Annotated in this window: 17 protein-coding genes; 9 read left to right on the top strand and 8 right to left on the bottom strand. The window is 71.7% G+C overall.

Going from position 1 to position 21,601, the window contains the following annotated elements; translation table 11 throughout:
• The first annotated feature begins 42 nt into the window (after nt 1-42).
• From ASG80_RS16095 to paaZ, 4 genes are read left to right on the top strand one after another with little or no spacing between them, the layout of a single operon-like run.
• A complete protein-coding gene (locus ASG80_RS16095; RefSeq protein WP_056732499.1) occupies nt 43-1,239 on the top strand; it encodes an acetyl-CoA C-acyltransferase in 1,197 nt (398 codons plus the stop codon).
• Entirely contained in the window at nt 1,239-2,003 is a 765-nt protein-coding gene (locus tag ASG80_RS16090) for an enoyl-CoA hydratase/isomerase family protein (protein ID WP_056732497.1), read from the top strand. Before ASG80_RS16095 ends, ASG80_RS16090 begins: the two co-directional genes overlap by 1 nt.
• Entirely contained in the window at nt 2,000-2,869 is an 870-nt protein-coding gene (locus tag ASG80_RS16085) for a 3-hydroxyacyl-CoA dehydrogenase family protein (protein WP_056732496.1), read from the top strand. Before ASG80_RS16090 ends, ASG80_RS16085 begins: the two co-directional genes overlap by 4 nt.
• Nucleotides 2,870-2,916: 47 nt before the next feature.
• Entirely contained in the window at nt 2,917-5,013 is a 2,097-nt protein-coding gene (gene paaZ, locus ASG80_RS16080; protein WP_082590512.1) for a phenylacetic acid degradation bifunctional protein PaaZ, read from the top strand.
• 71 nt (nt 5,014-5,084) lie between these two features.
• On the opposite strand, the gene ASG80_RS24175 is transcribed toward paaZ, so the two are convergent.
• From ASG80_RS24175 to ASG80_RS16060, 5 genes are read right to left on the bottom strand one after another with little or no spacing between them, the layout of a single operon-like run.
• Nucleotides 5,085-5,480, bottom strand: coding sequence for a hypothetical protein (locus ASG80_RS24175; protein ID WP_200952595.1), 396 nt, complete (start codon nt 5,478-5,480; stop codon nt 5,085-5,087).
• The gene (gene atzF / locus ASG80_RS16075) at nt 5,477-6,766 is read right to left on the bottom strand and encodes an allophanate hydrolase (protein WP_200952594.1); all 1,290 of its coding nucleotides are present in this window, start codon (nt 6,764-6,766) and stop codon (nt 5,477-5,479) included. Before atzF ends, ASG80_RS24175 begins: the two co-directional genes overlap by 4 nt.
• Nucleotides 6,767-6,774: 8 nt before the next feature.
• Entirely contained in the window at nt 6,775-10,365 is a 3,591-nt protein-coding gene (uca, locus tag ASG80_RS16070) for an urea carboxylase (protein WP_082590511.1), read from the bottom strand.
• Complete coding sequence (locus tag ASG80_RS16065; RefSeq protein ID WP_056732494.1) at nt 10,362-10,997, bottom strand: urea amidolyase associated protein UAAP2; 636 nt, start codon at nt 10,995-10,997, stop codon at nt 10,362-10,364. Before ASG80_RS16065 ends, uca begins: the two co-directional genes overlap by 4 nt.
• On the bottom strand, nt 10,994-11,839 hold the full coding sequence (locus tag ASG80_RS16060; protein ID WP_056732492.1) for an urea amidolyase associated protein UAAP1: 846 nt from the start codon (nt 11,837-11,839) through the stop codon (nt 10,994-10,996). Before ASG80_RS16060 ends, ASG80_RS16065 begins: the two co-directional genes overlap by 4 nt.
• Before the next feature lie 139 nt (nt 11,840-11,978).
• Between ASG80_RS16060 and ASG80_RS16055 the strand changes: the two genes are divergently transcribed.
• Both ASG80_RS16055 and ASG80_RS16050 read left to right on the top strand, forming a co-directional pair.
• Nucleotides 11,979-12,647 (top strand): TetR/AcrR family transcriptional regulator, encoded by a 669-nt coding sequence (locus ASG80_RS16055; RefSeq protein WP_056732490.1) that lies wholly within the window; start codon nt 11,979-11,981, stop codon nt 12,645-12,647.
• Between the two features lie 184 nt (nt 12,648-12,831).
• Nucleotides 12,832-14,343 (top strand): sodium:solute symporter family protein, encoded by a 1,512-nt coding sequence (locus tag ASG80_RS16050; protein WP_056732488.1) that lies wholly within the window; start codon nt 12,832-12,834, stop codon nt 14,341-14,343.
• A gap of 57 nt (nt 14,344-14,400) precedes the next feature.
• Here the strand turns inward: ASG80_RS16050 and ASG80_RS16045 are convergent, their stop codons facing one another.
• From ASG80_RS16045 to ASG80_RS16035, 3 genes are all read right to left on the bottom strand, one after another.
• Nucleotides 14,401-15,831: an amidase gene (locus ASG80_RS16045; protein ID WP_200952593.1), complete on the bottom strand. Its 1,431-nt coding sequence runs from the start codon at nt 15,829-15,831 to the stop codon at nt 14,401-14,403.
• A gap of 71 nt (nt 15,832-15,902) precedes the next feature.
• Nucleotides 15,903-16,910, bottom strand: coding sequence for a hypothetical protein (locus tag ASG80_RS16040; RefSeq protein ID WP_056732484.1), 1,008 nt, complete (start codon nt 16,908-16,910; stop codon nt 15,903-15,905).
• Nucleotides 16,907-17,944, bottom strand: a complete 1,038-nt coding sequence (locus ASG80_RS16035) for a phosphotriesterase (protein ID WP_056732482.1) — start codon at nt 17,942-17,944, stop codon at nt 16,907-16,909. The genes ASG80_RS16040 and ASG80_RS16035 overlap by 4 nt, the downstream gene beginning before the upstream one ends.
• Nucleotides 17,945-18,032: 88 nt before the next feature.
• Between ASG80_RS16035 and ASG80_RS16030 the strand changes: the two genes are divergently transcribed.
• From ASG80_RS16030 to ASG80_RS16020, 3 genes are all read left to right on the top strand, one after another.
• Complete coding sequence (locus tag ASG80_RS16030; RefSeq protein ID WP_082590510.1) at nt 18,033-19,484, top strand: amidase; 1,452 nt, start codon at nt 18,033-18,035, stop codon at nt 19,482-19,484.
• Between the two features lie 123 nt (nt 19,485-19,607).
• Nucleotides 19,608-20,687, top strand: coding sequence for a PotD/PotF family extracellular solute-binding protein (locus ASG80_RS16025; protein WP_056732480.1), 1,080 nt, complete (start codon nt 19,608-19,610; stop codon nt 20,685-20,687).
• A complete protein-coding gene (locus tag ASG80_RS16020) occupies nt 20,684-21,601 on the top strand; it encodes an ABC transporter permease (protein WP_056732478.1) in 918 nt (305 codons plus the stop codon). Before ASG80_RS16025 ends, ASG80_RS16020 begins: the two co-directional genes overlap by 4 nt.

The following is a 21,601-nucleotide window of genomic DNA, read 5'->3' as shown; positions in this document are numbered from 1 at the left end:
CGAGAGGCGTTCCATCCGAGACAGTGCGGTCAGGAGTGAACCATGGCGGAGGCCTACCTCGTCGGCGGAGTGCGTACCCCGGTCGGGCGCTACGGCGGCGCCCTCGCGGGCGTGCGGCCCGACGACCTCGCCGCGCTCGTGGTCGGCGAGCTCGTGCGCCGCACCGAGCTCGACCAGGCCGGCGAGCTCGGCGCCATCGACGAGGTGATCCTGGGCGCCGCGAACCAGGCCGGCGAGGACAACCGCAACGTCGCCCGGATGTCGGTGCTGCTCGCCGGGCTTCCCGACGAGGTGCCCGGCATCACCGTCAACCGGCTCTGCGCGTCGGGCATGTCCGCGATCACCATGGCCGCGCAGGCGATCCGGGCAGGCGACGCCGACCTCATCATCGCGGGCGGCGTCGAGTCGATGACCCGTGCGCCCTGGGTGCAGGCGAAGCCCGGGAAGGCGTGGGCGCGTCCCGGCGCCGCGTACGACACGTCGATCGGCTGGCGGTTCCCGAATCCCGAGCTCCTCGCACGCGACAAGGCCACGTACGCGATGCCCGAGACCGCCGAGGAGGTCGCCCGGATCGACGGCATCACGCGCGAGGACGCCGACGCCTTCGCGCTGCGCAGCCAGCAGCGCGCCGCCGCGGCGATCGCCGGGGGCCGATTCGAGGCTGAGATCGTGGGCGTGCCGACCCACCGCGGCGAGGTGCTCGTCGACGAGGGGCCGCGCCCCGAGACGACGCTCGAGGTGCTGGCGGGCCTCCGACCCGTCGTGGCCGGCGGCTCGGTCGTCACGGCCGGCAACTCGAGCGCGCTGAACGACGGTGCCTCAGCGATCCTGGTCGCGAGCGCCGCGGCCGTCGAGCGCCTCGGACTCACCCCGCGCGCCCGCGTGGTCGTCGGCACGTCCGCAGGCCTCGCCCCCGAGATCATGGGGCTCGGCCCGGTGCCGGCGACCGAGAAGGCGCTCGAGCGCGCCGGCCTCGACCTCGACGAGATCGGCTCCGTCGAGCTCAACGAGGCGTTCGCCACGCAGTCCCTCGCCTGCATCCGCCGGCTCGGGCTCGACCCAGAGCGCGTGAACGCCGACGGCGGGGCGATCGCGCTTGGGCATCCACTCGGCTCGTCGGGATCGCGCCTCGTCGTGACGCTGCTCGGCCGCATGGAGCGCGAGGGCTCCCGCTACGGGCTCGCGACCATGTGCGTCGGCGTCGGGCAGGGCACGGCGCTCATCGTGGAGCGCGTGTGATGGACGAGCATCACGACGCGGCATCCGCGGACTCCCCGCTGCACGTCGAGCGGTTCGACGACCGCGTCGTCGCGACGCTGAACCGCCCCGACAAGAAGAACGCCATCGACCAGGCGACGATCGACGCGCTGCATGTGCTCTGCGCCGAGCTCGAGGCGATCCCGCGCATCCTGATCCTCATCGGCGCGGGCGGTGTCTTCGCGTCGGGCGCGGACATCGCCGAGCTCCGCGAACGGCGAGCGGATGACGCGCGCCGGGGCATCAACGCGAACGCGTTCATCCGCGTTGCCGACCTCCCGATGCCCGTGATCGCCGCACTCGACGGGTACGCGCTCGGCGGCGGGGCGGAGCTCGCGTACGCCGCCGACATCCGCATCGCCACCCCGCGGCTGCGCATCGGCAACCCCGAGACGGGGCTCGGCATCATCGCCGCGGCCGGGGCGAGCTGGCGCCTCAAGGAGATCGTGGGCGACGCCCGCGCGATCGAGCTGCTGCTCACCGGGCGGACCATCGGCGCCGACGAGGCCATCGAGATCGGCCTCGTGAGCGAGCTGCACCCCGCCGACGAGCTGCTCCCCGCCGCCCACGCCATCGCCGATCGCATCGCCCGGAACGACCGTGCCGCGACGATCGCGACGAAGCGCGTGTTCCGAGCGCCGCGCGCCGAGCACCCCGCCGTCGACCTCGAGGCGCAGGCGGCGCTCTTCGAGAGCCCCGAGAAGTTCCGACGCATGACCGAGTTCCTCGAGAGGAAGCCCAAGTGAGCGAGACCCCGACCGGTGCCCCATCCGACGTCGGCGTGCTCGGCGGCGGGCGCATGGGCGCGGGCATCGCGCACGCGTTCCTGCTCGCCGGGTCGCGGGTCACGGTGGTCGAACGCGATGCGGATGCCGCAGCCGCCGCGTCGGCTCGTGTGCTCGAGTCCGTCGCGGCATCCGTCGCCCGCGGCACCGCCGACGACGACGAGGCCGCCATCGCCTCGCGCTTCGCGACGAGCACCGACGTGGCGGACTTCGCGCGGTGCGGGCTCGTGGTCGAGGCGGTGCCCGAGGACCTCGCGCTGAAGATCGACGCGCTCACCCGCGCCGAGGCGGTGCTCCCGGCGGATGCCGCGCTCGCCTCGAACACGTCGTCGATCTCGATCGACCAGCTCGCCGCACTGCTCGAACGGCCGGACCGGTTCCTCGGCATGCACTTCTTCAACCCCGTGCCCGCCTCGACCCTCGTCGAGGTCGTGCGCGGCGACGCCACCGAAGGCAGGCTCGTGGTCGAGGCCCGCGAGTGGGTGCAGGCCATCGGCAAGACCCCGATCGTAGTCTCGGACGCCCCGGGCTTCGCGTCGTCCCGGCTCGGCGTCGCGCTCGGGCTCGAGGCGATCCGCATGCTCGAAGACGGGGTCGCGTCGGCAGAGGACATCGACGCGGCCATGACGCTGGGCTACAAGCATCCGGTGGGTCCGCTGCGTCTCACCGACATCGTGGGCCTCGACGTGCGGCTCGGCATCGCCGAGTACCTCTCGTCGACGCTCGGCGAGCGGTTCGCACCGCCCGCACTGCTGCGCCGCATGGTGGCCGAGGGCAAGCTCGGCCGCAAGGCAGGCGAGGGCTTCTACCGCTGGGACGCCAGATGACTCCGTCGCCGATGACGGAGAACGACGATGACGAAGGAGAACGACGGATGACCGAGATCCTGCCGAGCTACGTGAACGGCGCGTGGTGGACCCCGACGGTGCCGGTTTCAGCCGGCGCGGCCGCCGCATCCGCGACCGAGGTGCGCGACGCGTCGACGGGCGAGGTGGTCGCCCGGGTGAGCACCGAGGGCCTCGACCTCGGCGCCGCGCTCGAGTACGCGCGCACGATCGGCCAGGCGTCGCTCGGCGAGCTCACGTTCCACCAGCGCGCGGTGCTGCTGAAGCAGATGGCGCTCGCGCTCACCGAGCGCAAGGCCGAGCTCTACGAACTGTCGAGCAGCACGGGTGCGACGAAGCAGGACTCGTGGGTCGACATCGACGGCGGCATCGGCGTGCTCTTCGCCTACTCGGGCAAGGGCCGCCGCGAGATGCCGAACGCGAAGGTCTACGTCGACGGCGGCGTGGAGAGCCTCTCGAAGGACGGCTCATTCCTCGGTCGGCATATCTACACGCGCCTGCCAGGCGTGGCGGTGCAGATCAACGCCTTCAACTTCCCCGTCTGGGGCTCGCTCGAGAAGTTCGCGCCCGCGTTCCTTGCGGGCGTGCCCACGCTCGTGAAGCCCGCGACGCCCACCGGCTACCTCGCCGAGGCGTTCGTGCGCATCCTCGTCGAGTCGGGCCTGCTCCCCGAGGGCTCGTTGCAGCTCGTCTCGGGCAGCGTCCCCGACCTGTTCGACCACCTCCGGCTCGGCGACCTCGTCGCCTTCACCGGTTCGGCATCCACCGCCGAGAAGCTCCGCGCCCACGACTCCGTGCAGACGGGCGGCGTCCGGTTCACGAGCGAGACCGACTCGATCAACGCGAGCGTGCTCGGCACCGACGCGGTCGCCGGCACGCCCGAGTTCGACGCCTACGTGAAGCAGCTCGTGGTGGAGATGACCACGAAGGCGGGGCAGAAGTGCACCGCGATCCGCCGCGCGATCGTGCCCGCGGCATCCGTCGACGCCGTGGTCGACGCGGTGCGCGCCCGCATCGCCGAGCGCGTGGTCGTCGGCGACCCCCGCGCCGAAGGCGTCACGATGGGCCCGCTCGCCTCGGTCGCGCAGCGCGAGGAGGTGCTGCGGCAGGTCGCGAAGCTCGAGGCCGCCGGCGGCGAGCTGGTGGTCGGGTCGACGCATGCCCCAACCGTCATACGCGTCGGCGGCGAGACCGCCGAGGCATCCGACGGCGCCTTCGTCGCCCCCATGCTGCTGCGATTCGCGGATGCCGCGAGCCCGGCTCTGCACGAGGTCGAGGCGTTCGGCCCGGTCGCGTCGATCGTCGGCTACGAGTCGCTCGGCGAGGCATCCGAGCTCGTGGCGCGCGGCGGCGGATCGCTCGTGACGAGCGTCGCGACGCACGATCCCGCCGTCGCCGTGGCGCTCGCGTCGGGCATCGCCGCGTACAACGGCCGCGTGCTCTTCCTCGACCGCGACGACGCCCGCAGCTCGACCGGGCACGGGTCGCCGCTGCCCAACCTCGTGCACGGCGGGCCCGGACGCGCCGGGGGCGGCGAGGAGCTGGGCGGCATCCGTGCGGTGCTGCACCACATGCAGCGCACCGCGGTGCAGGGCTCGCCCGAGATGCTCACCGCGCTCACGGGCATCTGGCACCAGGGCGCGGCGTCGCAGTCGGGCGGGGTGCACCCCTTCCGCAAGTCGCTCGCCGAGCTGCGCCTCGGCGACCAGGTCGTGTCGGCGTCGCGCACGGTCACCCTCGAGGACATCGAGACGTTCGCCGAGTTCACCGGCGACACGTTCTACGCGCACATGGACGAGGAGGCGGCCGCGGCGAACCCGTTCTTCCCCGGCCGGGTCGCGCACGGCTACCTGCTCGTCTCGTGGGCTGCCGGGCTCTTCGTGGATGCCGCACCCGGGCCGGTCCTCGCGAACTACGGTCTCGAGAACCTGCGGTTCATCACGCCGGTGTCGCCGGGGGACTCGATCCGCGTCGAGCTCACGGCGAAGCAGATCTCACCGCGCGAGACCGACGACTACGGCGAGGTGCGCTGGGATGCGGTGCTGAAGAACCAGAACGACGAGCTCGTGGCGACCTACGACGTGCTCACGCTCGTGGCGAAGGAGCAGGCGCCACAGCCCGCGTGACCGGCGTGGAGTCCGGGGTGGCGCCGCTGCGAACGGCCGCGTGACCACCGGCGCGCCGAGGCGACCGACGGTCACGGGCGCGACGCCGCCAGGTACTCGCGCCACCCCCCGAAGCGGCTGATGTCGGCCGCGCCCTCGACGGCGATCGGTTCGACGAGGAAGCCGCTCACCAATGCGCCGTCGGCCAACTCGACCTTGCCGATCGCCATCGGCTGCGGGAGTCCGGCGACGAAGTCGCCGAACGCGGCCGGATCGAGCCTCCAGACCTCGACGTGCAGTGCGGCGCCGCCGACGGCGACGCGCACGACGCCGGGCTTCGGCGGCTCGGTCGCGAGGGCGTAGAGCCGATAGCGTGGCGCCGTCACGGTCTCCCGGTCGAGCACGGCGCCGCGGTCGGTGAGCTGATGGTTCAGCGGCTGGCCCCGCAGGTGCGCACCCGCGACGGCGAGCTGGATCCCGCCGCTCATCGCCCGATCCTCGCGATCTCGCCGAGCAGGCGATCGCTGAACGCGGGGCCGACGAGCTGCACCCCGAAGGGCAGGCCGTCGACCTCCCCCGCCGGCATCGCCAGCGCCGCGAGGTCGAGCAGGTTCGCGAAGTTCGTGAACCGTCCGAGGCGCGAATTCACGCCGATGGGGTCGGCGGCGACGTCGGCGAGCGTGGGGTGCTCGACCGTCGTCGGCAGGAGCAGCGCGTCGAGGTCGCCGAAGGCCGCCGCGGCGTCCTGACGCGCGTGGTCGAGCCGTTCGAGGTCGCGGTACAGCCGCCACGCCGGGATGTCCCGCGCTCGGCGGATGATGCCGCCGACCGTCGGGTCGACCTCGTCGGGGTGGGCGTCGACGAACTTCCCGACCGCCGCATAGCGCTCGGCCACGAACGCACCGTCGTACAGCATCCGCGCGACGTCGAGGAACGGCCGGATGTCGACCTCCACGAGATCGGCGCCGGATGTCGCGTAGCGATCGGCCGCCGCCCGGAATGCCTCGGCCCAGCCCGGGGCGAGCTCACCGAGCTGCCCCGACCTGGGAACGCCGATGCGGGGCGGGTCCGTGAGGGTGACGACGACCTCGGGGGTGGCACGGGAGAGCGGGTCGCGCTCGTCGACGCCGGACATCACCGTCACCGCGAACTCGGCGAGGTCGAGGTCGGCCGCCATGGCGGTCACGACGTCGAGACTGCGGCAGGCCGGGACGACGCCCGCGGCGGGGACGATGCCCTTCGTGGGCTTCACGCCGTAGAGACCGTGGAACGCGGCGGGGACCCGCCCGGAGCCCGCGGTGTCGGTTCCGAGCGCGAGGTCGGCGACGCCGAGTGCGACGGCCACCGCCGACCCGCTGCTGGAGCCGCCCGAGATGCGCGAGGCATCCGTCGCATGCCGCACCGCGCCGTAGGGGCTGCGACTGCCGACCAACCCGGTGGCGAACTGGTCGAGGTTCGTCACGCCGAGCACGACGGCGCCCGCGGCACGCAGGCGTGCGACGGCAGTGGCATCTCGAGCAGGCCGATAGGCGAACGCGGGACAGGCCGCCGTGGTGTCGAGCCCCGCCACGTCGATGTTGCCCTTGACGGCGACGAGCGCTCCCGCGAGAGGCAGGGACTCGCCGGCGCGGGCGCGCGCGCAGACCGACTCGAGCTCGACCGAGATCTCCCACTCCGGGCGCAGTTCGATCCATGCCTCCGGCCTCGCGCCCGCGAGCGCCAGCCGCGAGGCGACGTGCGCGCGGGGGTCGCGCGGGATGCGAATGCCGTTCACGCCGCCACTCACGCCGCCACCTCCGCCTCGATGACGGCGAGCACGGTGCCCGGTCCGACCTGGGAACCGAGCTCGGCGACGACCGAGACGACGCGGCCCGAGACCGGCGCGGTCACGCTCGCCTCCATCTTCATCGCCTCGACGGCGAAGATCGTCTGCCCCTCGGCCACGAAGTCGCCCTCTGCGATGTCGATACGGAACACATTCGCGACGAACTGAGCCTCGACCCCCTCGCACCCCGCAGGGACGATGACCTCTGGCGGGGGCGCCACAACCGGCTCGGTGTCGACCCGGTCGAACTCGCCTGCGGCCTCCCAGGCCGCGCGCTCAGCAGCGAACGCGGCGGCCTGGCGCGCCCGGAACGCCGCGATGGACGCTGCGTGCTCGGCGAAGAAGTCCTCGTACTCGGCCATGCCGAACGTGCCCTCCTCGATGCGGAGCGCCAGCCGGCCGGCCGCCATGTCGGCGCGCATCTCGAGGAGTTCCGACGGCTCGACCGGGTACCAGCGGATGCGATCGAAGAAGCGCAGCAGCCATGGAACGCCCGGTTCGAACGGCCCCTCCTGGCGGTGCGTCGACCAGACCTGCACCGTTCGGCCGACGAACTGGTAGCCGCCCGGACCTTCCATGCCGTAGACGCAGAGGTAGGCGCCGCCGATGCCGACGGCGTTCTGCGGCGTCCAGGTGCGCGCCGGGTTGTACTTCGTCGTCACCAGCCGGTGCCGCGGATCGAGCGGCGTCGCGACCGGCGCGCCGAGGTAGACGTCGCCGAGCCCCATCACGAGGTACTCGGCGTCGAACACGATGCGGTAGACGTCGTCGACGTGGTCGAGCCCGTTGATGCGGCGGATGAACTCGATGTTCCACGGGCACCACGGGGCGTCGTCGCGCACGCCGTTCATGTACCGGCGGATCGCCTCGCGGGTGGCAGGGTCGTCCCACGACAGCGGCAGCCAGACGGTGCGGCTCGGCACGCGGATGTCGCCGCTGGCCGGCAGCGCCAGCTCGGCGGTGAGGGCGGCGTCCGCGACCTCCGCGACGCTCGTGCGCGAGGGGTCGAAGTGGATCTGCAGCGAGCGGATGCCCGGGGTGAGCTCGACGACGCCGGGCAGCCCGCCTACCCCCGCCCGCGCCTGCATGGTCTCCATGAGGGCGTGCACCCGCATGCGGGAGGCGAGCTCGAGCGCCTGCTCGCCGAATTCGACGAGCACGTTCGCGTCGCCGCTGCGTCGCACCGTCACCGACGGCGATCCAACGCGCTCGGGAACGGTCGCGAGGATCCCCCCATCGACCACAGCGCCTCGTCCCGCGACGACGGGCGCGACGGGCGCGTCGCGCGTCGCATCCGCCTGCACGGCGGTGACCGGGACGAACCGAACCATGTCGCCCGGCCGCAGCTGGCCGAGTTTCCAGAGGTGGCCGCTGGCGACCGTCGCCGGGCAGGTGAATCCGCCGAGGCTCGGTCCGTCGGGCCCGAGCAGGATCGGCAGGTCGCCCGTGTAGTCGACGGCGCCGACCGAGTACGGGGTGTCGTGGATGTTCGACGGGTGCAGGCCCGCCTCGCCGCCGTCGGCGCGCGCCCACGCGGGCTTCGGTCCGACGAGGCGCACGCCGGTGCGCGCGGAGTTGAAATGCACCTGCCAGTCGGCCGCGTAGAACGTCTCCATGTCGGCGACGGTGAAGAACTCCGGTGCGGCATGCGGACCCTCGAGGGCCGCGAGCTCCCATTCGCCCGTGAACTCGGGACGCTCGCCGACAGACACCGTGTGCACGGGCTGCGGCGACGGGGGCGCGGCCACCGCGATGACGTCCCCGGCCTGGAGCGCCCGGCCGGAGGCCCCGCCGATGCCGCCGAGGTCGAAGGTGGCGGCCGAGCCCATGACATCCGGCACGTCGAGGCCGCCCTCGACCAGGAGGTAGACGCGCATGCCGCTGGTCGTCGTGCCGACCTCGAGCACCCCGCCGGCGGGGACGGTCACCGGCGTCCACTGCGGCACGACGGAGCCGTCGACGGTGACCGGCGCCGGTGCACCGGTCACCATGACCCGTGTCTCGCGGTGGAACCGCAGGGTCGGGCCGGTCATCGTGCATTCCAGGCCCGGGGCGCCCTCGGAGTTGCCGAGCGCGCGGTTGCCGAGGCGGAACGAGTGAGCGTCCATGGGGCCCGACGGCGGGATGCCGACCGGCCAGTACCCGAGACGACCGGGCCAGTCCTGCACGGTCGTGAGCATGCCGGGTTTCAGCACCTCGATCCGGGGCGTGGGATCGCGGACGTGCTCGAGCGTCCGCGTCGAGTGCCGTGCGGCGAGCACCTCCTCATCCCGTGCGATCGCCCGCAGCGTCCCGAGGTTCGTGGCGATGCCGTCGATCCGGGTGCCGTCGAGCGCGTCGCGCAGCGCCCCCCACGCGGCATCCCGGTCGGGTCCGTGCACGATGATCTTGGCGAGCATCGGGTCGTAGTTCGTGGAGACCTCCGTGCCCGGTCGGAGCCAGGTGTCGACGCGTGCGCCGGCGGGCAGCACGAGGTTCGTGACGGTGCCGGAGCTCGGGAGGTTGCCGAGATCGACGTTCTCGGCGTAGATGCGAGCCTCGACCGCGGCGCCCGCCGGCGAGAGCGGGGTGCGCACCACTTCGGTGTCGCCCTGCGCGAGCCGGAGCATCCACTCGACGAGGTCGATGCCGAAGCGCGCCTCGGTCACCGGATGCTCGACCTGCAACCGGGTGTTGACCTCGAGGAACGCCGCCTCGCGGCGGACCGGGTCGTAGATGTACTCGACCGTGCCGGCCGACCGGTACGACACGGATGCGGCGAGGCGCACTGCGGCCTCGGTGATCTCGGCCCGCACGTCGCCGGGCAGTTCGGGGCTCGGCGACTCCTCGACGACCTTCTGGTGGCGACGTTGCAGCGTGCAGTCGCGGTCGCCGATCGCGACGACCTCGCCGAGGCCGTCGCCGAAGACCTGCACCTCGACGTGACGGGCGCCCTCGACGAGCCGCTCGAGGAAGACGTCCGACGAGGAGAAGTTCGCCTCGGCCAGCCGGCGTACGTTGTCCCACGCCGCGGCGAGTTCCGCGCCGCCGCGGCAGGCCTGCATGCCGATGCCGCCACCGCCGGCAGCGGCCTTCAGCATGACCGGATAGCCGACGCGCTCCGCGGCGCCGAGCGCCTCGTCGAGCGACTCGAGCAGGCCGGTGCCGCTCAGCATGGGCACTCCTGCGGCTTCGGCGGCCTGCCTGGCGGTGTGCTTCGCGCCGAACACGTCGAGCTGCTCGGGCGTCGGACCCACGAAGACGATGCCGGCCGCGGCGCAGGCCCGAGCGAACGCCACGTTCTCGGAGAGGAAGCCGTACCCTGGGTGGATCGCCCCGGCGCCGGTCGCCTCGGCCGCCTCGACGATGCGGTCGATGCGCAGGTAGCTCTCGGCGGCGGGCGCCGGGCCGAGGAAGACGGCCTCATCGGCGAGGACCGTGTGCAGGGCGCCCCGGTCGGCCTCGGAGAAGACCGCGACCGTGCGCAGCCCCATCCGCTTGGCGGTGCGGATGATGCGTGCCGCGATCTCGCCCCGGTTGGCGACCAGCAGCGTGTCGAAGGCGCTCACAGCCCCTCTTCCCCGGCGAAGACGATCATCTCCGCGCGACTCGGGTCGAAGCCGTTGCACGGATTGTTGACCTGCGGACAGTTCGAGACGACGACGAGGGCATCGCGCTCCGCGCGAAGGCTCACGCTGAGCCCCGGCGAGGAGATACCGTCGACGATGCCGAGCGCGCCGTCGGGGTCGACCGGTACGTTCATGAACCAGTTGACGTTGGAGACCTGGTCGCGCTTGCCCATGCCGTAGCGGCCGAGCTCGGCGATGAAGTTCTCTGCGCAGGCGTGCTGGACGGAGGTGTGGTACCCGTACCGCAGGGTGTTGCTCTCCTTGGAGCACGCGCCCCCGAGGGTGTCGTGGCGGTCGACGTCGGTGGCGACGATGGTGAGCAGCGGCTCGTACTCGCTCGTGCGCAGCACCGATCCTGTCGTCAGGTAGACGGAGTCCTGCCCCTGCAGGGTCGCCTGCGCACTGTACGCCTTCGAGGTGTCGTGTGCGTCGTAGGCGAGGAAGTCGACGGCCTGGTTGCCGTCGACGTCGACCATGGTGAGCACCTGTCCGGCCCGGAGCATCGTCGACCACGGGCTGCGCGGCGCCACGAGCTCGCGGCTGATCTCGGTGCCGAAGTCCTGCACGGTCATGCGATCCCCCTCGCGTCGAGGTAGTCGTGGGTGTTGAGGAATGCGCGGCGTCCCTCAGGGGTGGCGTCCCAGAGCGCGTCGCCGGGGCGGGTCGCGCCAGCGGTCCAGGCGTGCACGTCCACGGGTCCGCTCACGTACTCCGGCCGTGGATCGAGCGGGTGCGCCGTGTTGGCGATGAGCACGACCGCGGGCATCTCGATGCGCAGGGTGATCGAGGCGCCCGCGCCTGCCGAGCCGAGGAACTCGGGGCGGCCGCCGTCGTGGATGCGCACACCCTGGAAGAACGAGATGCACGGCGGGAGATCGCGCCGGCCGAGCCCGTGCTTCGCCGCCGCGAGCGCGAACAGTTCCCGTCCGGCCGGACTCGGGCCCTGCGCGGCGCCGTCGCCGTAGCGCTCGGCGTTGCGAGCGAGCGAGCTCGTGCCGTAGATCGCGTCGTGCCGGCCGGACGTGTCCTCGGCGACCGACGCCAGGACCCGGCCCTGGTCCGAGAGCAGCAGCTGGCCCGCGCCGGTGTACACCTGCCACTGCACCTTGACGGTGTCGGCGATGTTGAGCCGTTCGAAGGGCTCGTCGGCGTTGTAGAGGAGGATGGAGGCGCAGGCGTCGCCGGTGACATCGGTGAGCCGCAGCATGCTGCCCCGCGCGAGTCGCTTGTGCGTGTAGTTGCCGCCGGCCACCCGCTCCACCCAGCGAAGTCGCTCTGGCGCGACGCCGGCGGGCGGCTCCGCCGAGCCCGCGGGCAGCACCGGCTGCGCGTCGACGATGATCCCCTCCTGTGCTCGCGCGTGGGCCCGCGCGCCCGCGGTCGTCGAGGTCGACGAGGTCTCGGTCGTGGTCATCCGCTGCCTTTCTACTGATTGATAGAAATAGGCAAGCGGATGCCGGTGTCGCCGGTGTGCCCTCGAGGTTTCGGTCACGTAACAGAAACCCGCGGCGGCCTCGGCCGGGCGTTCCCGGCGCCTGCTAGCGTTGACGATCATGGCGCGCCCCACCGGTCGACCCCGCGTATCGGGAGCGTCGCCCACCGGCCTCGGCACGCGGAAAGACATCCTCGCGGCGGGGGCGCGGCTCTTCTGCTCCGAGGGATACGGCAGCACGAGCACGCACGCGCTCGCGAAGGCCGCAGGCATCCGCCAGGCGAGCGTGTACCACTACTTCTCCGGCAAGCACGAGGTGCTGCTCGAACTGCTCCTCGGCACGGTGCAGCCCTCGCTCGACGCGGCCGCACGTCTGCTCGCACTGCCCGATCCGCCCGAGCACCGGCTCTGGGCGCTCTGCGTCTCGGATGTGCGCTTGCTCACCGGAGGCGAGGAGAACGTCGGCTCGCTCTACCTGCTCCCCGAGCTCGGAGACGAGCGGTTCGCCGCGTTCCACGAGCGCCGCTCCGAACTCGAGACGGCGTACCGCACGCTCGTCGCCGCGTGCGGCGTCAGGGATGTCGCGCGGGCGAGCGCGCTCGTGCTCGGCCTCGTCGAGAGCGTGATCCTGCAGCGGCGGCGCGCGCCGGAGTCGATCGACGACGAGACGGCCTTCGGGATCGCGGATGCCGCGCTGCGGGTGCTCGACGTCGATCCCGGTTCCGTGCGCCGGGCGCGCGAGGCCGGCGCCGTGCTCCTCTCCGAGATCGCGGCGACCCCGTCGCGCTGACCGCGTCGGCGACCTCAGCGCCCTGTGCGCCCTGCGCGCGGCGCGGCGTCGGCGTCGCTCCGGCTCGCACGAATTAACGCGATCGTTTCATTCCCGAAAGACGGGTGGTACGTGGGGCGACCAAGTTACCTATCAACCGATAGAAACCTGTCGGCGCCATCCCTCACCCCATCGGGAGCACGCCATGATCATCCTCGGAGTCGGACTCACCGTCCTGGTGGTCCTCATCGTCGGCATCGCCGTCGCCCGCAAGATCGACGGCGACAGTGCGAACTACCTCGTCGCCGGGCGACGGCTCGGAGTGCCGCTCGTCGCCGTCTCGCTCACCGCCGCCGCCGTCGACTCGAACGCGACGGTCGGCAACACCGACCTCACCTCGCAGTTCGGCTTCTGGGCCGGCGCCTCGCTCGCCATCGGACTCGCGATCTGCCTGCTGCTCACCGGGCTGTTCCTCGCCAAGCCCATGAACCGCATGAAGCTGTTCACGCTCGCGGACTACTTCCGCATCCGATACGGACGCACCACCGAGGTGCTCGCCTCGGTGATCATGCTGCTCTCGTTCACCACGCTCCTCGCCGGCAACCTCGTCGCGTGCGGGTACCTGCTCGAGCGGTTCGCGAACGTGCCCTACGAGTGGGGGGTGGTCGTGTCCGTGGCACTCGTGCTCTCCTACACGATCGCTGGCGGGCTGTTCTCCGACGCGTACACGGCGGTGATCCAGACGGCGATCACCGTGGTCGCCGCGATCGCCCTGTTCGCGTGGGTGGCGGTCTCCTTCGGCATCGTCATCCCGCCGGGCATGGGGCCGTTCGACCTCGGCCAGCTCACCGACCCCGCCCAGGGCGCGCCGATCAACTGGGCCACCCTCATCGCGCTCGCCATCGGCGACATCGTGGCGATCGACTTCATGCAGCGCATCTTCGGCGCCAAGTCGCCCGAGGTCGCGCGTCGCGCCTGCTTCATCGCCGCGGCCGGCACGGCCGTTATCGGCACGCTGTTCGCGCTCGTCGCCCTCAGCGCGACCGCCGTGCTCGGCATCAGCGTCGAGGACGGCCCCGTGCTGTTCACGCTGCTCGACGAGTACGCCCCGCCGGTGCTCGCGATCCTCGTGCTCTCGGGCATCGTCGCCGCCTCGTTCTCGACCGCGTCGGGCGCCATCCTCGCCACCTCGGCGATCGCGGTTCGCAACATCTTCAACGTTCGCCGGGTGGTGAACGAGGGCGCCGACCCGCTGCTGCGGTGGACGCGGCTCGCGATGCTGCCGATCGTGGCGGTCGGAGTGTTCCTCGCCATCCGGGTCAGCCAGACCGGCATCCTGCTCACCCTCGCCTTCGACCTCATGCTCGCCTGCCTCGCGGCGCCCTTCATCCTCGGCATCTTCTGGAAGCGCCCGGGCGTCGTGGCCGCCCTCGCGTCGGTCGTGGTCGGCTTCGTCGTGCGGATGGTCTTGCTCGCGCTGACCCCCACGCTGTACGGCGTGCCCAACGACTTGCTGTACCTCCCGAACGATGTCGTCGGCCCCGAGCTCGACGGCTGGGCGACCCTGATCGCCGCGCTAGTCGGCTTCGGCACCTACGCACTGGTCGGCGTCCTCCGGCGCCGTTCGCCCTCGGAGGAGCTCGACGAGCTCGCCGAGCTCGAGCGTCTCGAACTCGAGCGGTCGGCGCGCGAGGACCTCGAGCCCGTGGCCGCCTGAACCAGCGGGCCCAGGCGGGGGTTGACCGTACGGCGCCGGCCGTGCGGTCCACCCCCGTCAGAGCGCGGGATGCAGGCGGGTCAGTCCCAGGGCGGCCTCGATGCCCGCCGCATGTCGCAGCAGATCGGGCTCCCCGCGGTGCCGCCCGACGAGCTGCAGGCCGACGGGCAGCCCCGACTCGGTGAAGCCGCCGGGCGTCACGAGCACCGGGTGCGCCGTGACGGTGAAGCGGTTGGCCAGCATCTGCCAGCGGAAATACCGGTCGTAGCGCACGCCGTCGACTTCGTCGACCCACTCGACGTCGGCAGGCGGCGGCGCGACCGGCGTCGCGGGCGCGATGAGCAGGTCGAACTCGGCGAGCAGCGCGGCGGTGCGTCGGAAGACGGCGGTGCGCGTCGCCAGGGCGTCGGCGAGCTGTGCGGTCGTGAGCTGCTCGCCCTGTCGGATGTTGCGCAGGTAATCGGGGCGAAGGAGGTCGGGCCGCTCGGCGGCGTCCCGGCGTCCGGTCGCGAAGAAGTTGTACATCTCGATGGTCTCCCACGCCGACTCGGCGTCCGCGAGCTCGGGCTCGACGTCGACGATCACGTAGCCGGCGGCGACGAGCGCTTCCCGTGCCCGTGCGTGCGCGGCGCGGATCTCGGCCGCGATCGGCACCCCGCCCGCATCGGCGCTCCAGGCGATCCGCACCTCGGACGGGTCGGACGGGTCGAGGCCGACGAACACGGAGGGTTCCTCGGCGATGGACATCGGGGCGATCGGGTCGGGTCCGGCGATCGCACTCATGAGCAGGGCGGCGTCGAGCGAGTCGCGCGTCATCGGCCCCAGGACGCCATGCGCGGTCCAGCCGTTGTCGGCACGGCCGCTCGCGACGCGGCCCGCTGAGGGCCGCAGACCCACGATGTTGCAGAATGCGGCCGGGTACCTCAGGCTGCCGCCGCTGTCGGAACCGTCGGCGATGGGCAGCATGCCCGCCGCGACCGCAGCGGCGCTGCCGCCACTGCTGCCCCCCGCGTGCCGGGAGCGATTCCACGGGTTGCGGGTGACTCCGTGCACGGGGTTGAACGTGAGCGTGCCGAGCCCGACCTCGGGCGTGTTGGTCTTGCCGATGATGACGGCACCGGCGGCACGCATCCGACGCACGATGAGGGCGTCACGCTCGGCGGGCGGCGAATCGGCGTAGGCGGCGGAGCCGTGCGAGGTGGGCAGCCCGGCGACATCCATGAGGTCCTTGATGCCGGCCGGGAGCCCGTGGAGCGGACCGAGCTCGTCACCGCGGGCGACCGCGCGATCCGCCTCCTCGGCTGCGGTGAGCGCCTCACTCTCGGGGATCATCGCGACGATCGCGTTGACTGCGCCATTGGTCTCCTCGATCCGGTCGAGGTGGGCGCGCATGACTTCGACGGCCGACAGCTCCCTGGTGCGGATGCCGGTTGCGAGGTCGACGGCGGACCGGTAGTGCAGGGGGACGTCAGGGGTCGGGGCGCTCACAGACACAGCCTCTCTCGGATTGGATCCAATTCACCAAGTTTTGCACACATTCCGCTCGAGTCGGGAAGTGGTCAGGGCCGATCGAGCAGAACGCGAGGTCGGGCCACGAGCATCTCATGGAGTCGCTCGGGGCCCACGCCCTGGCGTTCCAGGATCGGCACGATGCGCCCGACCAGGTGCCCGTATCCCATACCGCCGTATGCGCCGAGCTGCCCCTTCGTCCAGACCGAGCATGCGAGCACGATCGAGTGGTCCGGGTCGCGCTCCAGGAGCGCGAGGAGGAATCGCAGCCGCTCGGCATCGGTCGCGTCCTTCGAACCGTCGCCGAAGTACGACTCCTCTCCGAAGGCGATCTCGAGCGTCGCGCCTGCGGCGCCCATCTCGGCGACGTAGTCGACATCCATCACCTTGTCGACGTTGCTGAAGACGACCCGGTCGGGGCTGAGCCCCTCGTCGGTGAGGATCCGCAGCACCGTCGGCCCGAGCCGCGCCGAGGCGTCGAGGCGGATGCTCACCGCGGCCCCGGCGCGCGCGGCGGCGCGCGCGGCGGCACGGAGCGCCCGTCGCTCGACCGGCGCGATCTCGGCGCTCGTGCCGAGCAGGCCGAGCATCGCCGCACGGTAGGCGGTGCCGGGGACTGCGACCTCGAGCGCGGTGTGGAAGCGCTGCTCGAGCTCGTCCTCGGTCGCGGTGAGCACCCAGTCGGGCAGGCTCCTGGCGATATAGGTGCCGTAGGCGAGCGCGATCTGCATGCCGCTCGCGCGCGAGATCGCCGGGAGCGCCGCGTGGTCGGGTCCCATGCCGAACGAGGTCACCTCGACCACCGCGTCCTGACCGAGGCCGACCGCGTGCCGCAGCTCGGCCACCGTCACCTCGGGCTCGTCGAGCACGAGGTTGTCGCGCAGGCCGAGATAGTTCCAGCGCACGAAGCCGAGGTGCTCGACGGCCATCCGGGGCTCGGCAGGCGCGGGCTCCCGCGCCGGGCGGAGGAACTTCGCCGAGTCGGCCACCAGGTGCTCGTTCATCGACGTGACGCCGAGCTCCTCGGGGTGGATCGGACCGAGGACGGTCTGGATCATCGCACGACCTCCGCCCGCTCCGTCACCGGGACCCGATCGAGCAGGCGCCGCGGCCGCGAGACCAGGATCTCGTCGAGCTGCTCCTTCGAGACGCCCTGGCGGCCGAGCAACGGGACGATGCGGCCGAGCAGGTGGCCGTAGCCCATGCCGCCGAAGGCGCGCAACTGGGCCTTCGACCACACCGAGTTGCCGAAGACGATCGCCGTCTCCGGGCGGCGCTCGAGCAGCTTCAGCAGGAAGTCCACCCGCTCGGCGTCCGTCGGGTCCTTGTAGGCGTCGTGGTAGTAGGCCTCGTTGCCGAAGTCGAATTCGAGGGTCGCCCCTGCGTCGCCGAGCTCGGCGAGGTAGGCGTCGTCGAGGAACTCGTCGACGTTGCAGAAGACGACGCGCTCCGCTGGCAGCCCCGCCCCGGTCACGATGTCGAGCACGTCCACGCCCAGACGGGCTGCGGGGTCGAGGCGGATGGCGATCGACGCGCCGGCACGGGCCGCGGCCCGTGCGGACGCGACGAGGCCGCGCCGCTCGACCGGGTCCAGCACCGCGCTCGTGCCGATCAGGCCGAGCATGGCCGCCTTGTAGTCGGTCCCCGGGATCGCCTCGGCCAGCGCGGAGAACAGGTGCGCCTCGAGCTCGGTCTCGCTCAGCGCCGGCAGCCACTCGGGCAGGCTCCGGCCCAGGTAGGTGCCGTACGCGACCGCGACGTGCAGTCCGGCGGCCCGCGCGATGGCGGGGAGCTCGGCGTGGCGTGGACCCATGCCCCATGAGGTGGTCTCGACGATCGCCCGTTGCCCGAGGCTCGCGGCGTGCTGCAGTTCGGCGATCGCGAGGTCGGCGTCGTCGAGCACGAGGTTGTCGCGCAGGGCGAGGTAGTTCCAATGCACGAAGCCGAGGTTCGCCATGGTCACGCGCTCGTCGACGGGCATCGGCTCGCGTGCAGGCCGCAGCAAGGTCGAGGAGTCGGAGAGCAGATGCTCGTTCATCGAGGTGATGCCCAGCTCGTCGGGGCCGATGGGCCCGAGGGCGGTCTCGATCACACGGCACATCCTCTCGTAGTATCCACGATCGTAATATGTGGATCCAGAGTAACGTCAACGGTATCCCCCCAAGGTGAGGATCCGCGCCATGGCACAGGAACGCCCAGTCAGCGACACGCCGATCGTCTCCCGCACCGCGCGGTCGCTGACTCGCGACATGGCGACGGGTGCACTCAGCGCGCGTGAGGTGATGGACGAGCACCTCGTGCGCATCGCCGAGGTGAACCCGCTCATCAACGCGATCGTGAGCCTCGACGAGGAACGCGCCCGCGCTGGCGCCGCCGAGGCTGACGCGCGCCGCGAGGCGGGCGAACCGCTCGGCGCGCTGCATGGACTGCCGATCGCCATCAAGGACCTCATGGACACCGCGGGGATCCGGACCACCTCGGGCTCGCGGATCTACGCCGACCATGTTCCGAGCCGAGATGCGCTCATCGTCCAGCGGCTCAAGGCGGCCGGGGCGATCGTCATCGGCAAGACCAACACCCCCGAGTTCGGGGCGGGCTCGCACACCTTCAACGAGGTGTTCGGGGCGACTCGCAATCCCTACGACCTCGGCCGTTCGGCAGGCGGCAGCTCCGGGGGAGCCGGCGCCGCGCTCGCCGCCGAGCTGCTGCCGATCGCGGACGGCTCCGATCTCGGCGGCAGCATCCGCAACCCGGCCGCGTTCAACAACGTCGTCGGCCTCCGCCCGTCGCCTGGGCGCGTGGCCTCGGCCCGCCCCGGGGACGCCTGGGATCCCGCGTCGGTCCTCGGGCCGATGGCCCGGTCGGTGGACGACGTCGCACTGCTGCTCTCGGTGATCGCCGGCCCCGAACCGCGTGCGCCGCTCGGCATCGACCAGGACGGCGCGGCCTTCGCCTCGCTCCAGGCGGGGTCGATCGCAGGAATGCCGATCGCCTTCAGCCGGACCGGCGACGGTCTCCCGGTCGAAGACGAGGTGCTCGAGGTGATGGATCGGTTCCGCGCGCGGCTCGTCGCGCTCGGCGCCCGGGTGACGGATGTCGAGCCCGACCTCTCCGGGGCGGACGAGGTCTTCGAGACGTACCGTGCGCTGGAGTTCCTCACCGCGCATGGTGGGGACGCGCGGCGTCATCCGGAACTCGTCAAGGCGACGGTGCACCAGGAGATGGCATGGGCGGCTGAGATCACGGGCGCCGACGTCGCGCGGGCGGGCGAGCTGCGCACGCGGCTGTTCCGGCGGATGCAGGCCCTGTTCGGCGAGTTCGAGCTGCTCGTCCTGCCGACCGCGCAGCTCGCGCCGTTCCCGGTCGACTGGGAATGGCCGCACGAGGTCGCGGGCACGCCGATGGAGCGGTACTACACCTGGCAGCGCAGCTGCATCCGCATCACGTCGACCGCGATGCCGGCGCTGAGCCTGCCCGCCGGGTTCACGCGCAATGGGCTCCCGGTAGGTGCCCAGCTAGTGGCAAGGTATCGTGCTGAGGGAGCGCTGCTGCGCGCCGCGGCCTCGATCGAAGCGGCTTCCGACGTGGGCAGGCGCCGTCCGGTCCTCGGACGCAGCGGCGCAGGCGGGTGAATTAACACTGCCGAAACATCGCCGTAACGCATCGGGATCCATCTCCCTTTATATTGGATCCATTCCCGGTCCTCTGGGTCAGTGACACCGATCCCTGCCCTGCACCGAAGGATGGTTCCCGCCATGCACACCCCACCCCTCCGACGCCGGATCCGCGTGCGCTCGGCGCTGGCCGCGGTCGGCGTCGCGAGCGCGATCGCCCTCCTCGCCGGCTGTTCCGCCGAACCTGCTCCCGCTTCCGGCGGCGGCGCGCTCGCCGGCGAGATCGTCTGGGCCGACTACGGCGGCCCCACCAACAAGTCCCGGCAGGTCGCCTACTTCGACTCGTTCACCGGCGAGACCGGTGTCGACGTCGTCTCGGCGAGCTTCGAGGACGCCATCGGCTTCGGCATGCTCGAGGGCGGGGAGGGGGACTACGACCTCATCCAGGTGTCGACCGACACGCTGCTTCGCTATCAGGACGACATCCTCACCCTGCCCGACGACGTCGCGAGGGGCGACAACCTGCCCGAGGAGGTCCAGGACCACGCCATCGGCGGCTTCACCATCGGCATCGCCCAGGCCTGGCTGACCGACACGTTCGCCGACGGCGGTCCGCACGACTGGGTCGACTTCTTCGACACCGACGCCTATCCCGGCAAGCGCGCCTGGCCGGGCAGCCCCGGCAGCTACGACGCCTCCTTCGAGATCGCCCTGCTCGCCGACGGGGTCGACCCGGAGGACCTCTACCCGATCGACTTCGAGCGCGCCACGGCCAAGCTCGACAGCATCCGGGACGACCTCGTCTTCTACAGCTCCTACCCCGAGGTGCAGACCCTGCTCTCGAGCGGCAGCGCGAGCATCGCCGTCAGCGTCACCGGCCAGTTCACCGCCCTGGAGAACTCCGGCCTCGACCTGACGGTGCAATGGGACCAGGCGTTCCTCAGCCCCAACTTCTTCGTCATCCCGAAGACGGCGAGGAACCGGGACAACGCCCTCGCGCTCGCCGACTGGCTGGCCGATCCCGAGCGCCAGGCGGTCTTCACCGAGCGCACGCTGTACGGTCCGGCCAACACCGCGACGTTCGAATTCCTCGACGCCGACACCGTCTCGGCGCTGCCGAACGCCCCGGAGCACACCGAGGCGCTGTACTTCGACGAGCAGTGGCGCGCAGACCACCTCGACGAGCTCTCCGCCCGATATGCCGAGTGGCTCGCCGGATGACCGCCACCGACCTCCCGATCGCGGGCGCCGAGGGCATTCCGGACCAGGTCCGTCCGTCGAAGCCCGCACCGACCCCCGGTCGAGCCCCGACTCGCACCGTCACCACCACGGCGGAACGGCGCTGGCTGCTCTGGCCGCCGCTGCTGTTCTTCGCGCTCGCCCTCGGCCTTCCGCTCCTCGCGCTCGTCACCCAGTCCCTCGACGGCGAGGGCGACGCCTTCTCGGAGGTGTTCGCGATGAGCTCGTTCACCTCGGCCGTCGTCCGCACCGTCGTCATGGCCGGCATCGTCACCGTCCTCACGGTGATCGTCGGGGCCGTCTACTCGCTCGGCATCTGGGCGGGCCCGCGCTGGCTCGCGTTCCTGCTGATCGCCTGGCTCTTCCTCTCGCTCTGGACCTCGATCACCGTGCGCACCGTGGGGTGGATGCTGCTCGAGCTCCCTCGCGGGGCGCTGTTCTGGGCGCTCAGCTCCCTCGGACTCGCCGACGAACCGATCGAGCTCTACCAGACTGCGCTCGCGATGTACCCCGCGATGGTCGCGGTCATGCTTCCGTTCGCGGTGCTCCCGGTGATCACCGCACTCTCGACCGTCGACCGCGAGCAGCTCAACGCGGCGGTCATCTTCGGTGCTCGCCCGCCGCTCATCTTCCGAAGCGTCCTGCTGCCCGCGATTCGGCCGGCGCTCATCAGCGGTGGAGTGCTCGTCTTCGTCATGGCACTGGGCTTCTACGTCACCCCGCTGCTGCTCGGCGGGCCGTCGAACCTCACGGTCGCCGGAGTCATCGACCTGCAGATCAGCACCACCAACCGCCCCGACCTCGGCGCCGCGATGAGCCTGCTGCTCGTCGCCGCGACCGCCGTCATCTATCTCGTCGCCGACCGGCTCTTCCGGGTCAGTGAGAAGTGGGGCTGA

This window comes from Agromyces sp. Soil535 (genome assembly GCF_001428255.1).
Taxonomy (GTDB): Bacteria; Actinomycetota; Actinomycetes; order Actinomycetales; family Microbacteriaceae; genus Agromyces.
The sequence above is the reverse complement of the archived record's forward strand: the minus strand, read 5'-3'. Positions and strand labels throughout refer to the sequence as shown.